Origin of the sequence: Micromonospora sp. AMSO12t (assembly GCF_008806585.1) — a bacterium.
Classification (GTDB): Bacteria; Actinomycetota; Actinomycetes; order Mycobacteriales; family Micromonosporaceae; genus Micromonospora; species Micromonospora reichwaldensis.
In genome coordinates this window covers 1-17,943 of record NZ_WAAS01000069.1, presented here as the reverse complement: position 1 = coordinate 17,943, position 17,943 = coordinate 1, and the positions used below count along the sequence as shown (strand labels likewise).

15 protein-coding genes and 1 pseudogene are annotated in these 17,943 nt (G+C 74.7%); 8 read left to right on the top strand and 8 right to left on the bottom strand.

What is annotated here, in order from left to right; translation table 11 throughout:
• Positions 1-7: 7 nt before the first annotated feature.
• From F6X68_RS13395 to F6X68_RS13375, 5 genes are all read right to left on the bottom strand, one after another.
• Positions 8-1,096: a uroporphyrinogen-III synthase gene (locus F6X68_RS13395; protein WP_151454586.1), complete on the bottom strand. Its 1,089-nt coding sequence runs from the start codon at positions 1,094-1,096 to the stop codon at positions 8-10.
• Positions 1,097-1,441: a nitrite reductase small subunit NirD gene (gene nirD / locus F6X68_RS13390; RefSeq protein ID WP_151454593.1), complete on the bottom strand. Its 345-nt coding sequence runs from the start codon at positions 1,439-1,441 to the stop codon at positions 1,097-1,099.
• Positions 1,442-1,487: 46 nt separating this feature from the next.
• The gene (nirB, locus tag F6X68_RS13385) at positions 1,488-4,013 is read right to left on the bottom strand and encodes a nitrite reductase large subunit NirB (RefSeq protein WP_151454585.1); all 2,526 of its coding nucleotides are present in this window, start codon (positions 4,011-4,013) and stop codon (positions 1,488-1,490) included.
• 67 nt (positions 4,014-4,080) lie between these two features.
• Positions 4,081-5,520, bottom strand: coding sequence for an FAD-dependent oxidoreductase (locus F6X68_RS13380; RefSeq protein ID WP_151454584.1), 1,440 nt, complete (start codon positions 5,518-5,520; stop codon positions 4,081-4,083).
• Positions 5,521-5,557: 37 nt separating this feature from the next.
• The gene (locus F6X68_RS13375) at positions 5,558-7,591 is read right to left on the bottom strand and encodes a molybdopterin oxidoreductase family protein (protein WP_370518946.1); all 2,034 of its coding nucleotides are present in this window, start codon (positions 7,589-7,591) and stop codon (positions 5,558-5,560) included.
• 233 nt (positions 7,592-7,824) lie between these two features.
• On the opposite strand from F6X68_RS13375, the gene F6X68_RS13370 reads away from it, so the two are divergent.
• The 7 genes from F6X68_RS13370 to glmM all read left to right on the top strand — a co-directional run bounded on the left by F6X68_RS13370 (position 7,825) and on the right by glmM (position 13,213).
• The gene (locus F6X68_RS13370; protein ID WP_151454582.1) at positions 7,825-8,520 is read left to right on the top strand and encodes a methyltransferase domain-containing protein; all 696 of its coding nucleotides are present in this window, start codon (positions 7,825-7,827) and stop codon (positions 8,518-8,520) included.
• Between the two features lie 51 nt (positions 8,521-8,571).
• The gene (locus tag F6X68_RS13365; protein WP_132230932.1) at positions 8,572-8,829 is read left to right on the top strand and encodes a DUF6364 family protein; all 258 of its coding nucleotides are present in this window, start codon (positions 8,572-8,574) and stop codon (positions 8,827-8,829) included.
• The gene (locus tag F6X68_RS13360) at positions 8,819-9,112 is read left to right on the top strand and encodes a hypothetical protein (protein WP_151454581.1); all 294 of its coding nucleotides are present in this window, start codon (positions 8,819-8,821) and stop codon (positions 9,110-9,112) included. Before F6X68_RS13365 ends, F6X68_RS13360 begins: the two co-directional genes overlap by 11 nt.
• 125 nt (positions 9,113-9,237) lie before the next feature.
• Positions 9,238-10,623: an MFS transporter gene (locus F6X68_RS13355; RefSeq protein WP_151454580.1), complete on the top strand. Its 1,386-nt coding sequence runs from the start codon at positions 9,238-9,240 to the stop codon at positions 10,621-10,623.
• 192 nt (positions 10,624-10,815) lie between these two features.
• Positions 10,816-11,259: a 50S ribosomal protein L13 gene (gene rplM / locus F6X68_RS13350; protein ID WP_088998398.1), complete on the top strand. Its 444-nt coding sequence runs from the start codon at positions 10,816-10,818 to the stop codon at positions 11,257-11,259.
• Between the two features lie 20 nt (positions 11,260-11,279).
• Entirely contained in the window at positions 11,280-11,747 is a 468-nt protein-coding gene (gene rpsI, locus F6X68_RS13345) for a 30S ribosomal protein S9 (RefSeq protein WP_121399850.1), read from the top strand.
• Positions 11,748-11,857: 110 nt separating this feature from the next.
• A complete protein-coding gene (gene glmM, locus F6X68_RS13340; RefSeq protein ID WP_151454579.1) occupies positions 11,858-13,213 on the top strand; it encodes a phosphoglucosamine mutase in 1,356 nt (451 codons plus the stop codon).
• Positions 13,214-13,433: 220 nt separating this feature from the next.
• On the opposite strand, the gene F6X68_RS13335 is transcribed toward glmM, so the two are convergent.
• A complete protein-coding gene (locus F6X68_RS13335) occupies positions 13,434-14,180 on the bottom strand; it encodes an ABC transporter ATP-binding protein (RefSeq protein ID WP_151454578.1) in 747 nt (248 codons plus the stop codon).
• A gap of 2 nt (positions 14,181-14,182) precedes the next feature.
• A complete protein-coding gene (locus F6X68_RS13330) occupies positions 14,183-17,017 on the bottom strand; it encodes an FtsX-like permease family protein (protein ID WP_151454577.1) in 2,835 nt (944 codons plus the stop codon).
• Positions 17,018-17,114: 97 nt separating this feature from the next.
• On the opposite strand from F6X68_RS13330, the gene F6X68_RS13325 reads away from it, so the two are divergent.
• Positions 17,115-17,720 carry a PadR family transcriptional regulator gene (locus F6X68_RS13325; RefSeq protein ID WP_151454576.1) on the top strand — a complete coding sequence of 202 codons (606 nt, stop codon included), beginning with the start codon at positions 17,115-17,117 and terminating at the stop codon, positions 17,718-17,720.
• Positions 17,721-17,779: 59 nt separating this feature from the next.
• On the opposite strand, the pseudogene F6X68_RS13320 reads toward F6X68_RS13325, so the two are convergent.
• Positions 17,780-17,943, bottom strand: a pseudogene (locus tag F6X68_RS13320) (aminotransferase); the annotation flags it as partial.

The window sequence follows — 17,943 nt, the reverse complement described above, 5'->3', positions numbered from 1 at the left end:
GGTCGCGTCAGTCGACCCGGAGGCGGTAGCCGCGCTTGACGACCGTCTGCACCACCCGGGGCGCGCGCAACCCGGCGCGCAGCCGGGCCACCGCCATCTCCACGGCGTGCTCGTCGGCGCCGCGCGGCAGCGTACGCAGCAGGGCGGTCCGGGACAGCACCCGACCCGGCGAGCCGCACAGCGCCCGCAGCACCGCCATCGGCGCCGGCGCGAGCGGACGCAGTTCGCCGTCGACCACGGCGGCGTGCCCGCGTAGCGTGAGCAGGTGACCGGCCACCTTCAGGGTGACCGTCCGGCGCGGCAGTTCGTCGACGATGGTCCGGACCAGGGCGCCCAGGCGGGCCCTGGCCGGCGCGCTGACCGGCACCCCGCGCCGCAGCAGCGGCTCCGCGGTGACCGCGCCCACGCAACTGGCGAGCACGTCGCCCCGGAACGCGTCCAGCACCGCCTCGGAGCGGTCCCCGGCGGCGCGCAGCAGCGCCTCGGCCGCCGGGGCCGAGGTGAAGGTGACCGCGTCGACCAGCCGGCCGGCGACCAGGTCGATCAGCCGGTGCAGCGGGGCCGGGTCGGTCGGCGGCGCCCAGCGGTAGACGGGCACCTCGATCACGGTGGCCCCGGCAGCCTCCAGCGCCAGCGTGCACTCGGGCTGCCGCTCGCCGTGCAGCTGCATGGCGACCACCTGCCCGGCCACGCCGCGCCGGCACAGGTGCTCGATCACCTCGTCGCAGCTCTCCGAGTCGGGTGACCACTGGTCGTGCAGGCCGGCGGCCCGGATGGCCCCGCGCGCCTTGGGCCCGCGGGCCACCACGTACGCGTCCGCCAGGACGTTGCGCAGCGGCTCGGCCAGCCCCCAGCCCTCGGCCGCCTCCAACCAGCCGCGCATGCCGATGCCGGTGTTGGCCATCAGGACGTCCGGCGGCCGGTCCAGGCAGGCCCGGGTGGCCTCCCGCAGGTCGGTGTCGTCGGCCAGCGGCACGATCCGCAGGGCCGGGGCGATCACCACCCGGGCGCCGCGCCGTTGGAGCAGCGCGGCGAGTTCGTCCCGCCGGCGGTCGGCGGTCACCCCGATGGTGAAGCCCGCCAGTTCGTCGCGCATTCACTCCTCCTGTCGCAGCCGCACCTCGACCAGGCCGTCCCGGCAGCGCACGTCGTGCCGGGGAGCGGCGACGCCGGGCAGGTCCAGGCAGACCCCGGTGCGCAGGTCGTATACCTGCTTGTGCAGGGGCGAGGCGACCGTCGGCACCCCGCCCCGGCTGCCGACGATTCCCCGCGACAGCACGTACGCCCCGGAGACCGGGTCGCGGTTGTCGAGGGCGAACAGCCCGTCGGCGGTGCGGAAGAGAGCCACCTGCACGCCGTCGACGAGCGCGGCGACGCCCCGGTCGGGGTCCAGCCGGTCGAGCGGGCAGACCGGCGTCCAGGTGCGCGTCGGGTTGGGCATCGTGATCGTCATCGCCGTACCTCCGGCAGTCGGGGCGTCGTGGTGGTCATCGCCGCACCTCCGGCATGCCCAGCGTGACCGGCTGCCGGCCCTCGCCGACCTGCGCCGGGCCCACCGGGACCGGTTGGCCCCGCTCGCGCGCGAACGTGATGGACGGGTCGGGCACCCCGGGGGCGTTGACGAAGGAGTCGAACCGGCGCAGCCGGACCGGGTCCTCCAGCACGTCGCGCCACTCGTCGGAGTAGGCGTCGACGTGCCGGGCCATCGCGGCGTCGAGTTCGGCGCAGAGGCCGAGCGAGTCGTCCACGATCACCGCGCGGAGGTGGTCCAGCCCGCCCTCCATCGCCTCGATCCAGGCGGCGGTGCGTTGCAGCCGGTCGGCGGTGCGGATGTAGTACATCAGGAACCTGTCGATGAGCTGGACCAGCGCCTCCGTCGACAGGTCGGTGGCGAAGAGGTCGGCGTGCCGGGGCCGGAAGCCGCCGTTGCCGCCGACGTAGAGGTTCCAGCCGGTCTCGGTGGCGATGATGCCGAAGTCCTTGCTGCGCGCCTCGGCGCACTCGCGGGCGCAGCCCGAGACCGCCGACTTGATCTTGTGTGGACCGCGCAGCCCCCGGTAGCGCAGCTCCAGGGCGACGGCCAGCCCGACCGAGTCCTGCACCCCGTACCGGCACCACGTCTCGCCGACGCAGGACTTCACCGTGCGCAGCGCCTTGCCGTACGCGTGGCCGGACTCGAAGCCGGCGTCGACCAGCCGGCGCCAGATCTGCGGCAGCTGGTCGACCCGGGCCCCGAACAGGTCGATCCGCTGCCCGCCGGTGATCTTCGTGTAGAGCTGGAAGTCCCGGGCCACCTCGCCGATCACGATGAGCTTCTCCGGGGTGATCTCGCCGCCGGGGATCCGGGGCACCACCGAGTAACTGCCGTCGCGTTGCAGGTTGGCCAGGAAGTGGTCGTTGGTGTCCTGCAACGACGCCTGCTCCCCGTCCAGCACGTGGCCGGTACCGAGGGAGGCGAGGATCGAGGCGACCACCGGCTTGCAGATGTCGCAGCCGCGGCCCCGGCCGTGCTCGGCGACGAGCTGCGAGAAGGTGCGGATGCCGCGTACCCGGACGATGTCGAAGAGTTCCTGCCGGCTGACGTCGAAGTGCTCGCAGAGCGCGGTGGACTGCCGCACCCCAGCCGCGTCGAGGAGCTGCTTGAGCATCGGCACGCAGGAGCCGCAGCTCGTACCCGCCCGGGTGCACGCCTTCAGCGCCGGCACGTCCGCGCAGCCGCCGGCGATCGCCGCGTCCACGTCCGCGCGGGTCACCGCGTTGCAGGAACAGACCTGCGCGGTGGCGGGCAGCGCGCCGGCGCCCACGCCCGCCGCGCCCTCCGGGGCGAGCAACGCCAGCGGCGGCCCGGGCAGCGGGCCGCCGACGCTGGCCCGCAGCGTCGGGTACGCGCTCGCGTCGCCGACCAGCACCCCGCCGAGCAGGGTCTGCGCGTCGTCGGAGAGGACCAGCTTGGCGTAGACCCGGGTGGCCGGGTCGGTGAACGTCACGTCGAGGCAGCCCGGCGTCGTGCCGTGCGCGTCGCCGAACGAGGCCACGTCCACGCCGAGCAGCTTCAGCTTGGTGGCGGTGTCCGCGCCGGGGAAGGTGGCCGCCCCGCCGACCAGCCGGTCGGCGACGACCTCGGCCATGGCGTACCCGGGGGCGACCAGGCCGTGGCAGACGCCGTCGACCGCCGCGCACTCGCCGACCGCCCAGATCCGCTCGTCGGCGGTACGGCAGGCGCCGTCGACCAGCACGCCGCCGCGCGGGCCCAGGGCGAGCCCGGCCGCCCGGGCCAACTCGTCGCGGGGCCGGATGCCCGCCGCGACCACCACCAGGTCGGCGTCGAGCACGCTCCCGTCGGCCAGTTCCAGCCCGGCGACCGTGCCGTCCGGGCCGGACCGGATCGCGGTGGTGGCCACGCCCAGGTGGGTGGTCACGCCCAGCTCGTCGACGTACCGGCGGAGCATCGCGCCACCGGCCGTGTCCACCTGCACCGGCATCAGCCGGGGCGCGAACTCCACCACGCTGGTGTCCAACCCGAGCAGCCGCAGCGCGTTCGCCGCCTCCAGCCCGAGCAGCCCGCCGCCGATCACCGCCCCCGTCCGCCGGCCCGCCGCGTGCTCCCGGATCGCCTCCAGGTCGTCCAGCGTCCGGTAGACGAAGACCCCGGGCAGGGACGCGCCGGCCACCGGCGGCACGAACGCGGACGAGCCGGTGGCCAGCACCAGCGCGTCGTACGGGTGCTCGCCGGTCGCGGTGCGCACCAGCCGCCGCTCCCGGTCGATCTCCGTGGCCGGCTCACCCAGGCGCAGCTCCACCCCGTCGTCGGGGGTGTGCAGGCTCAGCTCCTCGGCGCCGACCCCGTCGAAGAACGCCGAGAGCCGCACCCGGTCGTACGCCGGGCGGCTCTCCTCGGCGAGCACGGTGACCCGCCACCGCCCCCCGGGGTCACGGGCGCGCAGCGCGTCGACGAAGCGCTGCCCCACCATGCCGTTGCCGACGACGACCAACCTGCTGATTCGCCCGCTCATGACCGCACTCCGCTCCGCTGCGTGCCGTCATGAGGCACCGTCGCACTGAGTTTGTTGATTCGCTCGCTCATGACCGCACCTCCGCCGAATCCACCTCGGACAGCCAGCCGACGATGCCGGCGACCGCGTCCCGGCAGCCGCCGCACCCCGTGCCGGCCCGGGTCGCGGCGACCACGGCGTCGACCGTCCGGGCCCCGGCACGCCAGCAGCCCACCAGCGCCCCCTTGCTGACGTTGTTGCACTGGCAGACGGTCGCCGCGTCCGGCATCAGGGCCGGCGTCGCGGCGGGCGCCGCTGCCGTCGCGCCGAACGCCCGGCCGAGCAGCAGCGAGCGCCGGTCGGCCGGCACCGGCTGGCCCCGGTCGAAGAGCTGGATGACCGTGCCGACCGCCGGGTTGTCGCCGAGCAGGATCGCGGCGGTCAGCCGCTCGTCGTGGATGCGCAGCCGGGCGTACGTGCCCCGGGACGGGTCCGCGAAGGTCAGCTCCTCGCCGGCCCCGCCGTCGCCCGGGTCACCCATGGCGGCGAGGTCGATGCCGGTCGCCTTGAGCCGGGTCACCACCGGGCGGGGCCGGTAGCGGGCCTGCGGGTCCTCTCCGGTGAGCACCTGCGCCACCACCCGGGCCTGCGCCCAGGCCGGGGCGACCAGCCCGGTGAGGTTGCCGTCGTGCTGGGCGCAGTCGCCGACCGCCGAGATGCGCGGGTCGCTGGTGCGCAGCCGGTCGTCGACCAGCACGCCCCGTTCCACGGCCAGCCCGGCCGCGTGGGCGAGGGCGGTGTCGGGGCGTACCCCGCAGGAGAGGACCAGCAGGTCGGCGGCGAGTGATCGGCCGTCGGCCAGGTCGAGGCGGACCCCGTCGGCGTCCGCGACCACCCCGGTGGCCGACACGGCCAGGTGGGTGGTCACCCCGAGGCCCGCGAGCGTGCCGGCCAGGACGGCCGCGCCGGCCGGGTCGAGCTGCCGCTCCATCAGGTACGGCACCGGGTGCACCACGCCCACGTCGAGGCCCCGGGCGGCGAGCCCGCGGGCCGCCTCCAGCCCGAGCAGCCCGCCACCGAGCACCAGGGCGCTGCGCGCGCCGTCGGCCACGGCGAGGATCCGGCGGCAGTCGTCAAGCGTGCGGAACGGCACCACCCGCTCCGGCAGCCCGGGCCCGGCCAGCCCGGGCAGCGGCGGCACCACGGCCCGGCTCCCGGTGGCGAGCACCAGATGGTCGTACGCGACGCGGTCGCCGTCGTCGGTGTGGACCGTGCCGGCGGCGCGGTCGACGGCGGTGACCGTCACGCCGGTACGCAGGTCGACGCCCTGCCCGGCGGCCTCGGCCAGCTCCACGTCCGGCTCGCCGACCTTGCCCGCCAGCAGGGTGGAGAGCATGATCCGGTTGTACGCCCGGTGCGGCTCCGCGCCGAGCACGGTGACCTTCCGGTCCCCGCCCCGGGCGTGCAGCTCGCCGGCCAGCCGGGAACCGGCCATCCCGTTGCCGATGATCACGACGCGTTCGCTCACGGCCGCGTCACCGGGCCCTGCCGGACGATTCGCTCGCTCATGGTTGCTCCACCCTCTCCAGCCGGACGGCGCAGATCTTGAACTCCGGCATCCCGGAGACCGGGTCGACGGCGTCGTTGGTGACCGAGTTGGCCCGCGCGCCGCCGCCCCAGTGGAACGGCGCGAAGACGGTGTCCGGCCGGATCGCGGTGCTGAACCGGGCCGGCGCGCAGAACTCGCCCCGACGGGAGACCACCCGCACCGGCTCGCCGTCGCCGATGCCGAGCCACCCGGCCAGGTCGGGGTGCAGTTCGACGAACGCGTCCGGGGCGGCCCGGCGCAGTGCGGCGACCCGGCGGGTCTGGGTGCCCGACTGGTACTGCGCGAGGACCCGGCCGGTGGTGAAGTGCAGCGGGTACTCGGCGCACACCTCCTCGGCCGCCGGCCGGTGCTCCACGGCGTGGAACCGGGCCCGCCCGTCGGGGGTGGGAAAGCGGTCGGCGAAGAGCCGGGGGGTGTCCGGGCCGCCCTCGGCCGGGCAGGGCCAGAACACCCCGTCGCGTTCGTCGATCCGCTCCCAGCTCACCCCGGCGTAGTCGGCGATCCCGCCGGCCGAGGCCCGCCGCAGCTCCGCGAACACGACCCGCGGATCGCTGGCGTCCGCCCCACCGGCACCACCCTGGAGGCGGGCGGTGAGGTCGGCGAGGATCTCCAGGTCGGTACGGACGCCGGGCGGCGGCGGGCGCAGCGCGCGGCGGCGCAGCACCCGGCCCTCCAGGTTGGTCATCGTGCCGTCCTCCTCGGCCCACTGGGCCGTGGGCAGCACCACGTCGGCGAGCGCGGCGGTCTCGGAGAGCAGGAAGTCGGCGACCACCAGCAGGTCGAGATCGCGTAGCCGGCCCTCGATCCGGGCGGCCCGGGGCGCGGAGACCACCGGGTTGGAGCCGAAGACCAGCAGCGCCTTCGGCCCGTCGGGCGTGCCCAGCGAGTCCAGCAGCTCGTACGCCGGCACGCCCGGCCCGGGCAGCTCGTCGGCCGGCACCCCCCAGACCCCGGCGACGTGTTCCCGGGCGGCCGGGTCGTCGATCCTGCGGTAGCCGGGAAGCTGGTCGGCCTTCTGCCCGTGCTCCCGCCCGCCCTGCCCGTTGCCCTGCCCGGTCAGGCAGCCGTAGCCGGAGCCGGGGCGGCCGGGCAGCCCGAGGGCGAGCGCCAGGTTGACGAAGGCGGCGACGGTGTCGACGCCCTTGGCGTGCTGCTCGGCGCCGCGCGCGGTCAGGATGATCACGCGTTCGGCGGTGCCGAGGGCCCGGGCGGTCGCCTCCAGGTCGGCCACCGGCACCCCGGAGAGCGCCTCGGCGCGGGCCGGCCACCAGCCGGCCACGCTGCGGCGGACCGCCTCGAAGCCGGTGGTGCGGGCGGCCACGTACTCCCGGTCGATCCAGCCCTCGGTGAGCGCGACGTGCAGCAGCGCGTTCGCCACCGCCAGGTCGGTGCCGGGCAGGGGTTGCAGGTGCAGGTCGGCCTGGCGGGCGGTGGCGGTGACCCGGGGGTCGACCACGATCAGCCGGCCGCCGCGCTCGCGCTGCTCGGTCAGCCAGCGCACCAGCGGGGGCATGGTCTCCGCCGGGTTCGCGCCGACCAGCAGCAGCGTGTCGGCCCGGCCCAGGTCGGCCAGCGGGAACGGCAGGCCCCGGTCGATGCCGAAGGCGCGCATCCCGGCCGCCGCCGCCGAGGACATGCAGAACCGTCCGTTGTAGTCGATGTGCCTCGTGCGCAGCGCCACCCGGGCGAACTTCCCCAGCGCGTACGCCTTCTCGTTGGTGAGCCCGCCGCCGCCGAAGACGGCGACCGCGTCGCGGCCGTGTCGCTGCTGGACGGTGCGCAGGCCGGTGACGATCCGGTCGAGGGCGGCGGCCCAGCTCGCCGGGCGCAGTTCGCCGCTGGCCGCGTCCCGCAGCAGCGGGGTGGTCAGCCGCTCGGGGTGGTCGAGCAGTTCGGCGGCGGTCCAGCCCTTCTGGCAGAGGCCGCCCCGGTTGGTGGGGAACTGCCGGGGGAGCACCGTCGCCCGGCCGGCCTCCTCACGCAGCGTCATCCCGCACTGGAGGGCGCAGTACGGGCAGTGCGTCGCCACCTCCCGGGGCGTCCGCCCCGGTCCGGTCGCCGCGTGTGCACAATCTGTCATGTCGGCAAAGCGTGCCGGGGGGCGATTTCCGGTCCGGGTCCCGTCTGTTTCGGTCCTGTCAAGAGCCGCTCACACCGCATGCGGGCACCGGGCCGGCTCGCGTTTACAATATGGGACAGCAATCCTGACATTTGGGAGGCGCGATGAACGTGGCCGAGGCCTTCGACGCGGTGGCGGGCAGCTACGACGAGGCCCGACGGCGCCTGGTGCCCTGCTTCGACGCCTTCTACGGCACCGCCGTCGAGGTGGCCGCGCCGCCGCTGCGGGCCGCGCTCGCCGCGGGGCGTACCCCGGAGGTGCTGGACCTGGGCGCGGGCACCGGGCTGCTGTCGCTGCTGCTCGCCGCGGCGGTGCCGGGGATCCGGCTGACCCTGGTGGACGCCGCGCCGGCCATGCTCGCCGTCGCCGCCGACCACCTGCGCTCCCGCGGCGTCGCGCACCGGACGGTCCGGGCCGACCTGGCGGGGGAGTTGCCCGCCGGCCGCTACGACGCCGTGGTCAGCGCGCTGGCCATCCACCACCTCGACGACGCGGGCAAGCGCGAGCTCTACCGGCGGGTGCCGGCCGCGCTGGCCCCCGGCGGCGTCTTCGTCAACGCCGAGCAGGTCGCCGGCCCCACCCCGGCGCTCGACCGGCGGTACCACGAGGTGTGGCTGGGGCAGGTCGCGGCGCTGGGCTCCGACGCCGACGAGATCGCCGCCGCCGAGGGCCGGATGGCGTACGACCGGCCGGCGCCGGTCGCCGCGCAGTGCCGCTGGCTGGCCGAGGCCGGCCTGGTCGACGTCGACTGCTTCTTCAAGCAGTGGCGGTTTGCCGTGTTCGGCGGCCGTCGCGAATAGTCGGGGTCGACGGGATGACTGCCGGTCATACCGGTGGGTAGTCTCCACGGCATGACTGCCAAGGTGACCCTGTCGTTCTCGGACGAGACGATCGAGGAGGCCCGGCGGTTCGCCAAGCGCGAGGGGCTCTCCCTGTCGGCGTGGATGGACCAGGCTGCCCGGGAGAAGGCGCTGCGCGAGGTCTTCACCGCGCACGCCGCCGCCGTCGGCCGGGCCGGGCTCGACCTCGAAGCCGCCGCTCTCGCGGACGCCCGCGAGGTGGGCATGGTCGACGACGCGCTCTTCGGCGGGCGCCCGCGTGCTGCGTAGGGGCGAGGTCTGGCGCATCGACGGCGCCCGGGAACGGCTCGGACTGGTGATCAGCTCCGACGTCTACAACTCCACCGACGTGCCGATCGTGATCGTGGTCGAGGTGGTCGAGGAGGCGCTGCTGCGCGACTCGCCCCTGGCGGTGCCGATGGGCGCGTACGTGGTGATGCCCGACCGGATCTCCTCGCCGATGAAGAAGTGGTTCACCGAGTGCGTGGACGTCGCCGACACCGGGACCATGCTCAGGGTCGGCCGGGCGCTGCGCATCCTCCAGGAACTCTGACATCTCACCGTCGGCATCCGCCGCCGGTGCGGTCTCCGTTTCCCGCCCGACCCGCGACGGGCACCCCGGGGTAATCCCGGATTCCTAGCGTTCCTCCAGGTCGCACCCGACGAGGAGGAGTCGCCGTGAGCACACTGGCCCCCACTGCACCCCCGGCCGAGGCCGTTCCGCCGGCCGCCGGCCGCCGGCACCGCATCGACGACTGGCGGCCCGAGGACCCCGACTTCTGGCGTACGACCGGGGCGCCGGTCGCCCGCCGCAACCTCCGGGTCTCGATCTTCGCCGAGCACGTGGGCTTCTCCGTGTGGAGCCTCTGGTCGGTGACGGTGCTCTTCCTCGGCCCCGAGTACGGCATCGACCCGGCGGGGAAGTTCCTGCTCACCGCCGTGCCGGCGGCGCTGGGGGCGGCGCTGCGGCTGCCCTACACGCTGGCCGTGGCGCGCTTCGGCGGGCGGACCTGGACGATCGTCAGCGCGCTGCTGCTGCTCGTCCCGGCCGTGCCGATGACGGTGCTGCTGGAGCCCGGCGTCTCCTACTCCACCCTGATGGTGCTGGCCTGCCTGACCGGCGTCGGCGGGGGCAACTTCGCCTCCTCGATGGCGAACATCAACCTGTTCTATCCGTCTCGGCTCAAGGGCCGGGCGCTCGGGCTCAACGCCGGCGGCGGCAACCTCGGCGTGCCGGCGGTGCAGCTGGTCGGGCTGGCGGTGCTGGCGACGGCGGGGGCCGCGTACCCCCGCCTGGTGCCGGCGGTCTACCTGCCGCTGATCGTGCTGGCCGCGCTCGCCGCGGCGCGCGGGTTGGACGACATCTCCGGGGCGCGCAACGAGCCCGGCGCGCTGCGCGAGGCGGCCCGCGACCCGCACACCTGGATCATGTCGCTGCTCTACGTCGGCACCTTCGGCTCGTTCATCGGCTTCTGCTTCGCCTTCGGTCAGGTGCTCCAGCTCCAGTTCGCCGAGCGCTTCCCGACCCCGGTCGACGCCGCCTGGCTCACCTTCCTCGGCCCGCTGGTCGGCTCGCTGGTCCGGCCGGTCGGCGGGCACCTCGCCGACCGCCTCGGCGGGGCCCGGGTGACCTTCTGGAACTTCGTCGCGATGGCGGCCGGCGCCTCGTTGGTGCTCCACGCCGCCCGGGAGCGGTCTTTCGGGCTCTACCTGCTCGGCTTCCTGTCGCTCTTCGTCTTCTCGGGCATCGGCAACGGCTCGACCTACAAGATGATCCCGGCGATCTTCCGGGCCCGGGCGACGGCGGAGGTGGCCGCCGGTCGGCGGGACGCGGTCGCGGCGCAGCGCCGGGCCGGGCGGATGACCGGCTCGGTGATCGGCATCGCCGGGGCGGTCGGGGCCTCCGGCGGGGTGCTGGTGAACATCGCCTTCCGGCAGTCGTTCCTGACCGGGGGCAGCGCGGACGCGGCGTACGTCGCCTTCATCGTCGCGTACGCGCTCTGTTTCGGGGTGACCTGGCTGGTCTACCTGCGGCCGGGCCCGCGCCGGCTGACCGGCGTGTGACCGCCGCCATGTATCCTCGTGGGGCCAGGCGGGGGCGGTACCCCGTTTTGACCTGCCGACGGGGCGGCGGGTATCGTTGCCTGCTGTTGTACGACATCCAGAGGCGTGCCGCCTGAGGTACGCTTGGTCGTTCGTGCGCGCCCGGTAACCTCGGCGCGCGACCCCAGACCGACGACGAGACAAGGTATACCTGTGCGTACGTACAGCCCGAAGCCGGGTGAGATCGAGCGTCAGTGGCACGTCATCGACGCCTCTGATGTCGTGCTGGGCCGCCTGGCCACCCACGCCGCCACGCTGCTGCGCGGCAAGCACAAGCCGACTTTCGCGCCGCACGTCGACACGGGCGACTTCGTCGTCATCGTGAACGCGGGCAAGGTCGCGCTGACCGGCAACAAGCGTCACACCAAGGTCGCCTACCGCCACTCCGGCTACCCGGGTGGTCTTAAGCAGGTCGGCTACGACGAGCTGCTGACCAAGCGTCCCGAGCGGGCCATCGAGCTGGCCGTCAAGGGCATGCTCCCGCACAACAAGCTCGGCCGTCAGCTCATCAAGAAGCTGAAGGTCTACGCCGGTGCCGAGCACCCGCACGGCGCGCAGCAGCCGGTGCCGTTCGAGATCAAGCAGATCGCGCAGTGAGCGCGGGCGAAGGAAACAGCATGACCGACATCACCGAGACCGAGGTTGCCCCCGAGGAGGCCACCGAGGCGCCGGCGCCCGTCGCCCGCGCGCCGCGTGGTGACCGCCCGATCCAGACCGTGGGTCGGCGCAAGGAGGCCATCGTCCGGGTGCGCATCGTCCCCGGCAGCGGCAAGATCACGTGCAACGGCCGTGACCTTGAGGCCTACTTCCCGAGCAAGGTGCACCAGCAGCTGATCAAGGACCCGCTGGTCACCGCCGAGAAGCCGGAGGCCTTCGACGTCATCGCCAACCTGCGTGGCGGCGGCACCACCGGTCAGGCCGGCGCGCTGCGCCTGGCCATCGCCCGGGCCCTGATCGTCAGCGAGCCGGACGACCGTCCGGCGCTGAAGAAGGCCGGCTTCCTCACCCGGGACGCCCGGGTCAAGGAAAGCAAGAAGTACGGCCTCAAGAAGGCCCGTAAGGCTCCCCAGTACTCGAAGCGCTGATCATCAGCGGCGCGTTGTACTTCTGACGGACGGCCGGGTTCACCTCCCCTCGACGGGAGGTGGCCCGGCCGTTCGCCTTTCCTGGACCGTTTCATCGGAGGTTGGCGGGTATGGGCCGGTTGTTCGGCACGGACGGCGTACGCGGGCGGGCGAACGCGGATCTCACGCCTGAGTTGGCGCTGGCGGTGGCGGTCGCCGCCGCCCACACGCTCGCCGAGTCGGACCGGAGCCATCCCCCGCTGGCCGTGGTCGGGCGGGACACCCGGGCCAGCGGCGAGATGCTGGAGGCCGCCGTGGTCGCCGGGCTCACCAGCGCCGGCGCCAACGTGGTCCGGGTGGGCGTGCTGCCCACCCCGGCCGTGGCGTTCCTCACCGCCGAGGCCAAGGCCGACCTCGGCGTGATGCTCTCCGCCTCGCACAACCCGATGCCCGACAACGGGATCAAGCTCTTCGCCGCCGGCGGGCACAAGCTGCCGGACGAGATCGAGATGCGGATCGAGGCGGCCGTCGAGGCGAACGCCACCACCGCCTGGGAACGGCCGGTCGGCGCCGGCGTCGGCCGGGTGCACGACCTGCTCGACGGCGCGGACCACTACGTGCAGCACCTGATCGGCACCCTGCCGCACCGCCTCGACGGCCTCAAGGTCGTGGTTGACTGCGCCAACGGCGCGGCGGCCGAGGTGGCGCCGGTGGTGTACCGGGAGGCCGGGGCCGAGGTCGTCGCCATCTATGCCGAGCCGGACGGCCTCAACATCAACGACGAGTGCGGCTCCAACCACCTCGAGGCCCTGCGGGCCGCGGTGGTCGAGCACGGCGCGCACCTCGGCATCGCCCACGACGGCGACGCCGACCGCTGCGTCGCGGTGACCGCCGACGGCGACGAGGTCGACGGCGACCAGGTGATGGCGATCCTCGCGCTCGCCATGCGGGAGGCCGGCACGCTCACCGACGACACCCTGGTCGCCACGGTGATGAGCAACCTCGGCCTGCGGCTGGCCATGTCCGCGCAGGGCATCCGCCTCCTGGAGACCAAGGTCGGCGACCGGTACGTGCTGGAGGAGCTGCGTGCGTCCGGCCTCGCGCTGGGCGGCGAGCAGAGCGGGCACATCGTGATGCCCGCATACGCCACCACGGGCGACGGCGTGCTGACCGGCCTGCACCTGATGTCCCGGCTGGCCGCCACCGGCAAGTCCCTCGCGGAACTGGCCGCCGTGGTGACCAGGCTGCCGCAGGTGCTGATCAACGTCCCCGTCGGCGACCGTACGGTCGGCGCGGCCGCACCCGCCGTCCGGGCCGAGGTCGAGCGGGCCGAGGCGGAGCTGGGCGAGACCGGCCGGGTGCTGCTGCGTCCGTCCGGCACCGAGCCGCTGGTCCGGGTCATGGTCGAGGCGGCCACCGAGCAGGTCGCCCGAAGCGTCGCCGAGCGCATCGCCGAGCAGGTCCGCACCGCCAGCCCGACTGCCTGACCTTTCGCATCGGCCCGGGCTCGCCATCGGCGGCCCGGGCCGTCGCCTTTCCCGGACTGGTCCGGCGACCGGGTGCCGCGTAGCCCCCGCGTCGGCGGTGCCGGCACCGGGCACGGTGCCGCCGACGTCCGGGACTGGGCACGGCACGCCGACGTCCGGGACCGGCCATGGCGCCGCCGACGTCCGGGACCGGCCACGGTGCCCGTCCCGGCCGGCCGGTCTACAGGCGCAGGCCGGCGGCCCGCCGGAAGGTGGCCGCCGGGTCCTCGCCGTCGGTGAGGTCCACGTCCTCGACGATCCGCCCGTCGCCGAGGCGGATCAGCCGGTCGCACCGGGCGGCCACCGCCCGCTCGTGGGTGGCGAGCAGGACCGTCATGCCGTGCCGGTCGCGCAGGTCCAGGAGCAGGTCGAGGATCTGCCCGCCGGTGGCCGAGTCGAGGTTGCCGGTCGGCTCGTCGGCGAGCAGCAGCCCGGGGGAGCCCATCAGCGCCCGGGCGATCGCGACCCGCTGCTGCTGGCCGCCGGAGAGCTGGGCCGGCAGGGCCCGCTCCCGCCCGGCCAGGCCGACCGCGTCGAGCAGCTCCCGGGCCCGGGCGGCGTGGTCGGCCCGCCCCCGGCGGGGCAGCACCGGCACGACCACGTTGTCCAGCACGGTGAGGGCGGGCAGCAGGTGGTAGCGCTGGAAGACGAAGCCGACCCGCTGCCGGTACCGGGTCAGGGCGGACCGGCCGAGCGCGGTGATCTCCTGCTCGTCCACGGTGATCGTGCCGGCGTCCACCTGCTCGATCGCGCCGATCATGTGCAGCAGCGTCGACTTCCCGGAGCCGCTGGGCCCGGTCAGCGCCACCACCGCCCCCGCCGGGATCTCCAGGGAGACATCGTCGACCGCCGTCACCTGCTGCGGGCCGGCCCCGAAGCGCCGGACCAGCCCGGCGACCCGGACCGTGCTGCCCGTCGTCGTCTCCATCGTCACTCCTCCGCAAGCAGTCGGGCGGTCGGCAGCCGGCGCAGCAGCGCGGCCGGGACCAGGGCGGCCACCGAGGTGACCAGGACACCGGCCGCCGCCACCGACGCGGCGACCGCGACCAACGTGCCGGGCAGGGCGCCGACCAGCCAGGCCGCCCCGGTCAGCCCGAGGCCGGCGCCGGTGACCGCGCCGAGCAGACCCAGGGCCAGCCCCTCGTAGGCGATGAGGCGGCCCAGCGCGGCGTCGCTCCAGCCGACCGCGCGCAGGGTGGCCAGCTCGGCGGCCCGGTCCCGGATGTTCAGGTAGAGCACGTCGGCGACCGCGGCGGCACCGAGCAGCACCGTCGCGACGGCGGCCATGGTGTCCGCGCCCCGCACGCTCAGCGACACCGTGTCACCGAGCAGGCTGCCGACGATGGCGCCGCGGAACGCGTACCCGGCGGCGGCGACCAGGGTCAGCGCGGCGACCCCGATGGCCAGGGCGCCGGCCCCGAGCAGGGTGCGGCCGGGCGTGCGGGCCAGGTTGGCCAGGGCCAGGCCGACCAGGGTGCGCGGCCGGCGTACCCACCGGGCCGTCGCCACCGCCGGGCGCAGCGCGGCGGCCGGGTGGGCGCGCGCGGCCCGCAGGGCCGGCGTCAGGCCCGCGACCAGCGCCAGCAGCAGTGCCACCGGTACGGCCAGCAGCGCCCGCCGCCACCCCACGTCGATGCCGAGCGCGGCGCCGAGCGGGACGGCCAGCGCCAGCGCGAGCAGACCGGCGGCCAGCCCGAGGGCGGCCACCTCGCCGAGGATCAGCGCGCCGATCCGCCGGGCGGGCCAGCCCAGGCAGGCGAGCACCGCCAGCTCCGATCTGCGGTCCCGGACGGCGGCGGCGACCGCGTTGCCGAGGAAGAGCGCGCAGACCACCAGCACCAGTACGAAGAGCGCGACGCTCTTGCGGTCCACCGCCTTCGTGATCACCGAGGCGACCCCGAGCGCCGACCACTCCTCGGTCAGCCGCAGCGCCGGCCGGCCGAACGACCCGGCGGGCAGCTCCACGGCCTGCGGGGCGGGGGACGAGCCGAGGGTGATGTCGACGTCGAGCCCGGTGACCTGGGCGATCCGCTCGGCGACCAGCCGGACCTGCTCGGCGGCGCGGTCGCTGTAGCCGCCCACGTCGGCGACCCGGACCCGGATCGCGCTGATCGGGGCGGCGAGCTGCGGACTGCCGCCGCCCGCCAGCAGCTTCGGCACGCTGGCGAGGCTGGTCAGCAGCAGCGGCGGGGCGGCGAGGTAGCCGGCGGGATTGCCGCTCGGCTCCAGCGGCTGCCCGCCCAGCGCGCCCCGGCTGGCGGCGTCGGCGCCGGCGGCCCGCGGCGGCTCGTACGTCTCCAGCGGGACCTTGCCCAGGTCGCTGAACCCGGTCAGCTTCTGTGGGTCGAAGACCCCCACCGCCCGCCAGTCGCGCCAGAGGGGCTTCTTGGGGGTCGACTTCTTCAGCGGCAGCTCGCGCAGCGGGCGGGCACCGACGTCCTCCGTCAGCCAGGGGCGCGGGTACGGGTTGAAGTCCTGGTGCCCACCGTAGAGTTCGGGTGCGGCCGGCGGGAGCGGACGGACCCGCAGGGTGCCGTCGGGGAACCGGTCGTACTCCGCGGGCCCGGCCTGCACGATGTCCTGGAGCTGGCCGAAGCAGCAGCCGGTCGGGGAGAGGCCCCCGCTCAACCGGGAACGCCAACCGGAGACGACGTCGGCGCTGGCGTCCCCGGCGGGGATCGCCGGCCCCCGCCGCAGCTCACGCTCCAGATCGGCCAACGGCACGCCGCCCGGGCGTGCGGCGGGCAGCCGCGTGGCGTCGACGCGCAGCGCCTCGTCGAGGAAGGGACGGCTGGTCGTGAGGACCGGGACGGTGAAGTTGCCTTCCCCACGTCCCTCGACGACCGAGTCGTCGGGACGGAGCGCCCGCCCCTCGACCACCGTCCCGGCCAGGCCGACGAGTCGGTCCTCGGCGGCCGGGTCCACCGCGGCCAGCAGGAAGGGCACGGTCAGGTTGTACTTGATCTGGAGCCGGTCCGAGGTGGTCACGTAACCTGGCCCGTGACCCTCCCCGTCCGCGAGGACGTTGACGTGGGCCTCGAACCGGCCGTCGGGCAGCAGCCGCACAGCCATCACCGTCCAGTCCTCCCGCTCCGAGTAGGCGCCCAGACTGCCCATGTAATGCCGCCGGTCGCAGATCGAGTGGGTGCGGCCGTCGGGCAGGACCTCGCGCGGGGAGGGACCACACTTGTCGTCCCAGGGGTAGCTCCGGCCGTCGGTGTAGGGGGTGGCGTCGATGCTGGAGGGCATGTCAGGACGGGCGTGGATGATCGGGTGCGTGGTGATGTACACGTACCGGGCGTGGCCCGGGGCGGTGGAGAGGCCGCGCTCGGCGACGAAGCGCGGGTCGATCCGGATGACCTGCCGGTCGAGCGAGCGGTCGACGGCGTCGGTCAGGTCGATCGCGGTGGGGACGGGGGCGGTCGAGTAGCCGAGCATGGCGATGGGGGCGGCGACGTCCACCCCGGTGACCGCCTTCACCTGGTCGTACTGCGCCATCGTGATGCCGCCGAACAGGCCGGAGAGGTAGTTGGGCTGGACCAGCCTGCGTTCGGCCTCCAGCGGGGTACGCGTGCCCTTCGGGCGGACCAGGATGTCGTAGGCGGCGTCGGTGTTCCGCTCGACGGAGCCCGTGACGTCGAGGCGGGAGGTGGTGGTGGCGCCGGTCAGCACGACGAAACCGGTGGTCGCCACCAGTACGCCGAGCAGCAGCGCCACCGACCGTCCCGCACGGCCGCGAAGCTGTCTCCAGATGATGTCGAACATGTCGCGCCTCCCCGTGTGCTGAGCACACTGTGCGCGATACATTGTGACAATGCAAGGCCCGGTGGCGGTCAGCCTCCGGGTCGGATCGGAGTAGACGGTGGCGATACAGCACGCGGTCCTGGCCCTGCTCGCCAGCGGCCCCAGCTACGGCTACGAGCTGAAGGGCGCCTTCGAGGAGGCGGTCGGCCCGCAGTGGGGGCCGCTCAACATCGGGCACCTCTACCAGATCCTCGACCGGCTCTCCCGCGACGGCCTGGTGGTGGCCGAGCGGCAGCCCCAGCCGGTCAAGCCCGACCGGGTGGTCTACGAGATCACCCCGGAGGGTCGGGCCGAGCTGGACCGTTGGCTCGGCGAGCCCAGCCCGCGCAGCGGTGGGTTCCGGGACGACTTCTTCCTCAAGGTGACCGCCGCGGCCCGCTCCGGCGAGCCGGCGACCGTGCGCACGGTGCTCGGCAACCAGCGCGGTCACCTGATGCGGGAGCTGCGCAACCTCGACGGGCTGCGCCGCCGAGCCGATGACCCGGTGGTCGGCCTGCTGCTCTCGGCGGCGAGTCGACACGTCGAGGCCGACCTGGCCTTCGTCGACGACGCCGAGCAGGTGCTGCTCGCCGACGGCGGCGCGGCGCTCGCCCGGCTCCGGGCGCCCCGCTCCGAGGCGGTGCCGCCGGAGCGGGGGACCGGCCCGACCCGGGCGGCCGGCTGACGCTCAGGTACGCGTCGACCGGCGCGGACGGCGTCGAGCGCGGCCAGCCGCCGGGAAGCTCAGGTCGCGGACAGCCGCCGCAGCCGGGTGACGGCTTCGGTCAGCACCTCGGGTCGCTTGCAGAAGGCGAATCGGATCAGGTGCCGACCGGCCTCGGCGTCGTCGTAGAAGACCTGCGTCGGCACGGCGACCACCCCGCACCGCTCGGGCAGGGACCGGCAGA

What these genes read in the sequence shown, in the direction of transcription:
- F6X68_RS13395 (WP_151454586.1), bottom strand. Translation starts at nt 1,096, where the DNA reads ATGCGCGACGAACTGGCGGGCTTCACCATCGGGGTGACCGCCGACCGC.
- nirD (WP_151454593.1), bottom strand. Translation starts at nt 1,441, where the DNA reads ATGCCCAACCCGACGCGCACCTGGACGCCGGTCTGCCCGCTCGACCGG.
- nirB (WP_151454585.1), bottom strand. Translation starts at nt 4,013, where the DNA reads ATGAGCGGGCGAATCAGCAGGTTGGTCGTCGTCGGCAACGGCATGGTG.
- F6X68_RS13375 (WP_370518946.1), bottom strand. Translation starts at nt 7,591, where the DNA reads ATGACGCTGCGTGAGGAGGCCGGCCGGGCGACGGTGCTCCCCCGGCAG.
- F6X68_RS13370 (WP_151454582.1), top strand. Translation starts at nt 7,825, where the DNA reads ATGAACGTGGCCGAGGCCTTCGACGCGGTGGCGGGCAGCTACGACGAG.
- F6X68_RS13365 (WP_132230932.1), top strand. Translation starts at nt 8,572, where the DNA reads ATGACTGCCAAGGTGACCCTGTCGTTCTCGGACGAGACGATCGAGGAG.
- rpsI (WP_121399850.1), top strand. Translation starts at nt 11,280, where the DNA reads ATGACCGACATCACCGAGACCGAGGTTGCCCCCGAGGAGGCCACCGAG.
- glmM (WP_151454579.1), top strand. Translation starts at nt 11,858, where the DNA reads ATGGGCCGGTTGTTCGGCACGGACGGCGTACGCGGGCGGGCGAACGCG.
- F6X68_RS13335 (WP_151454578.1), bottom strand. Translation starts at nt 14,180, where the DNA reads ATGGAGACGACGACGGGCAGCACGGTCCGGGTCGCCGGGCTGGTCCGG.
- F6X68_RS13330 (WP_151454577.1), bottom strand. Translation starts at nt 17,017, where the DNA reads ATGTTCGACATCATCTGGAGACAGCTTCGCGGCCGTGCGGGACGGTCG.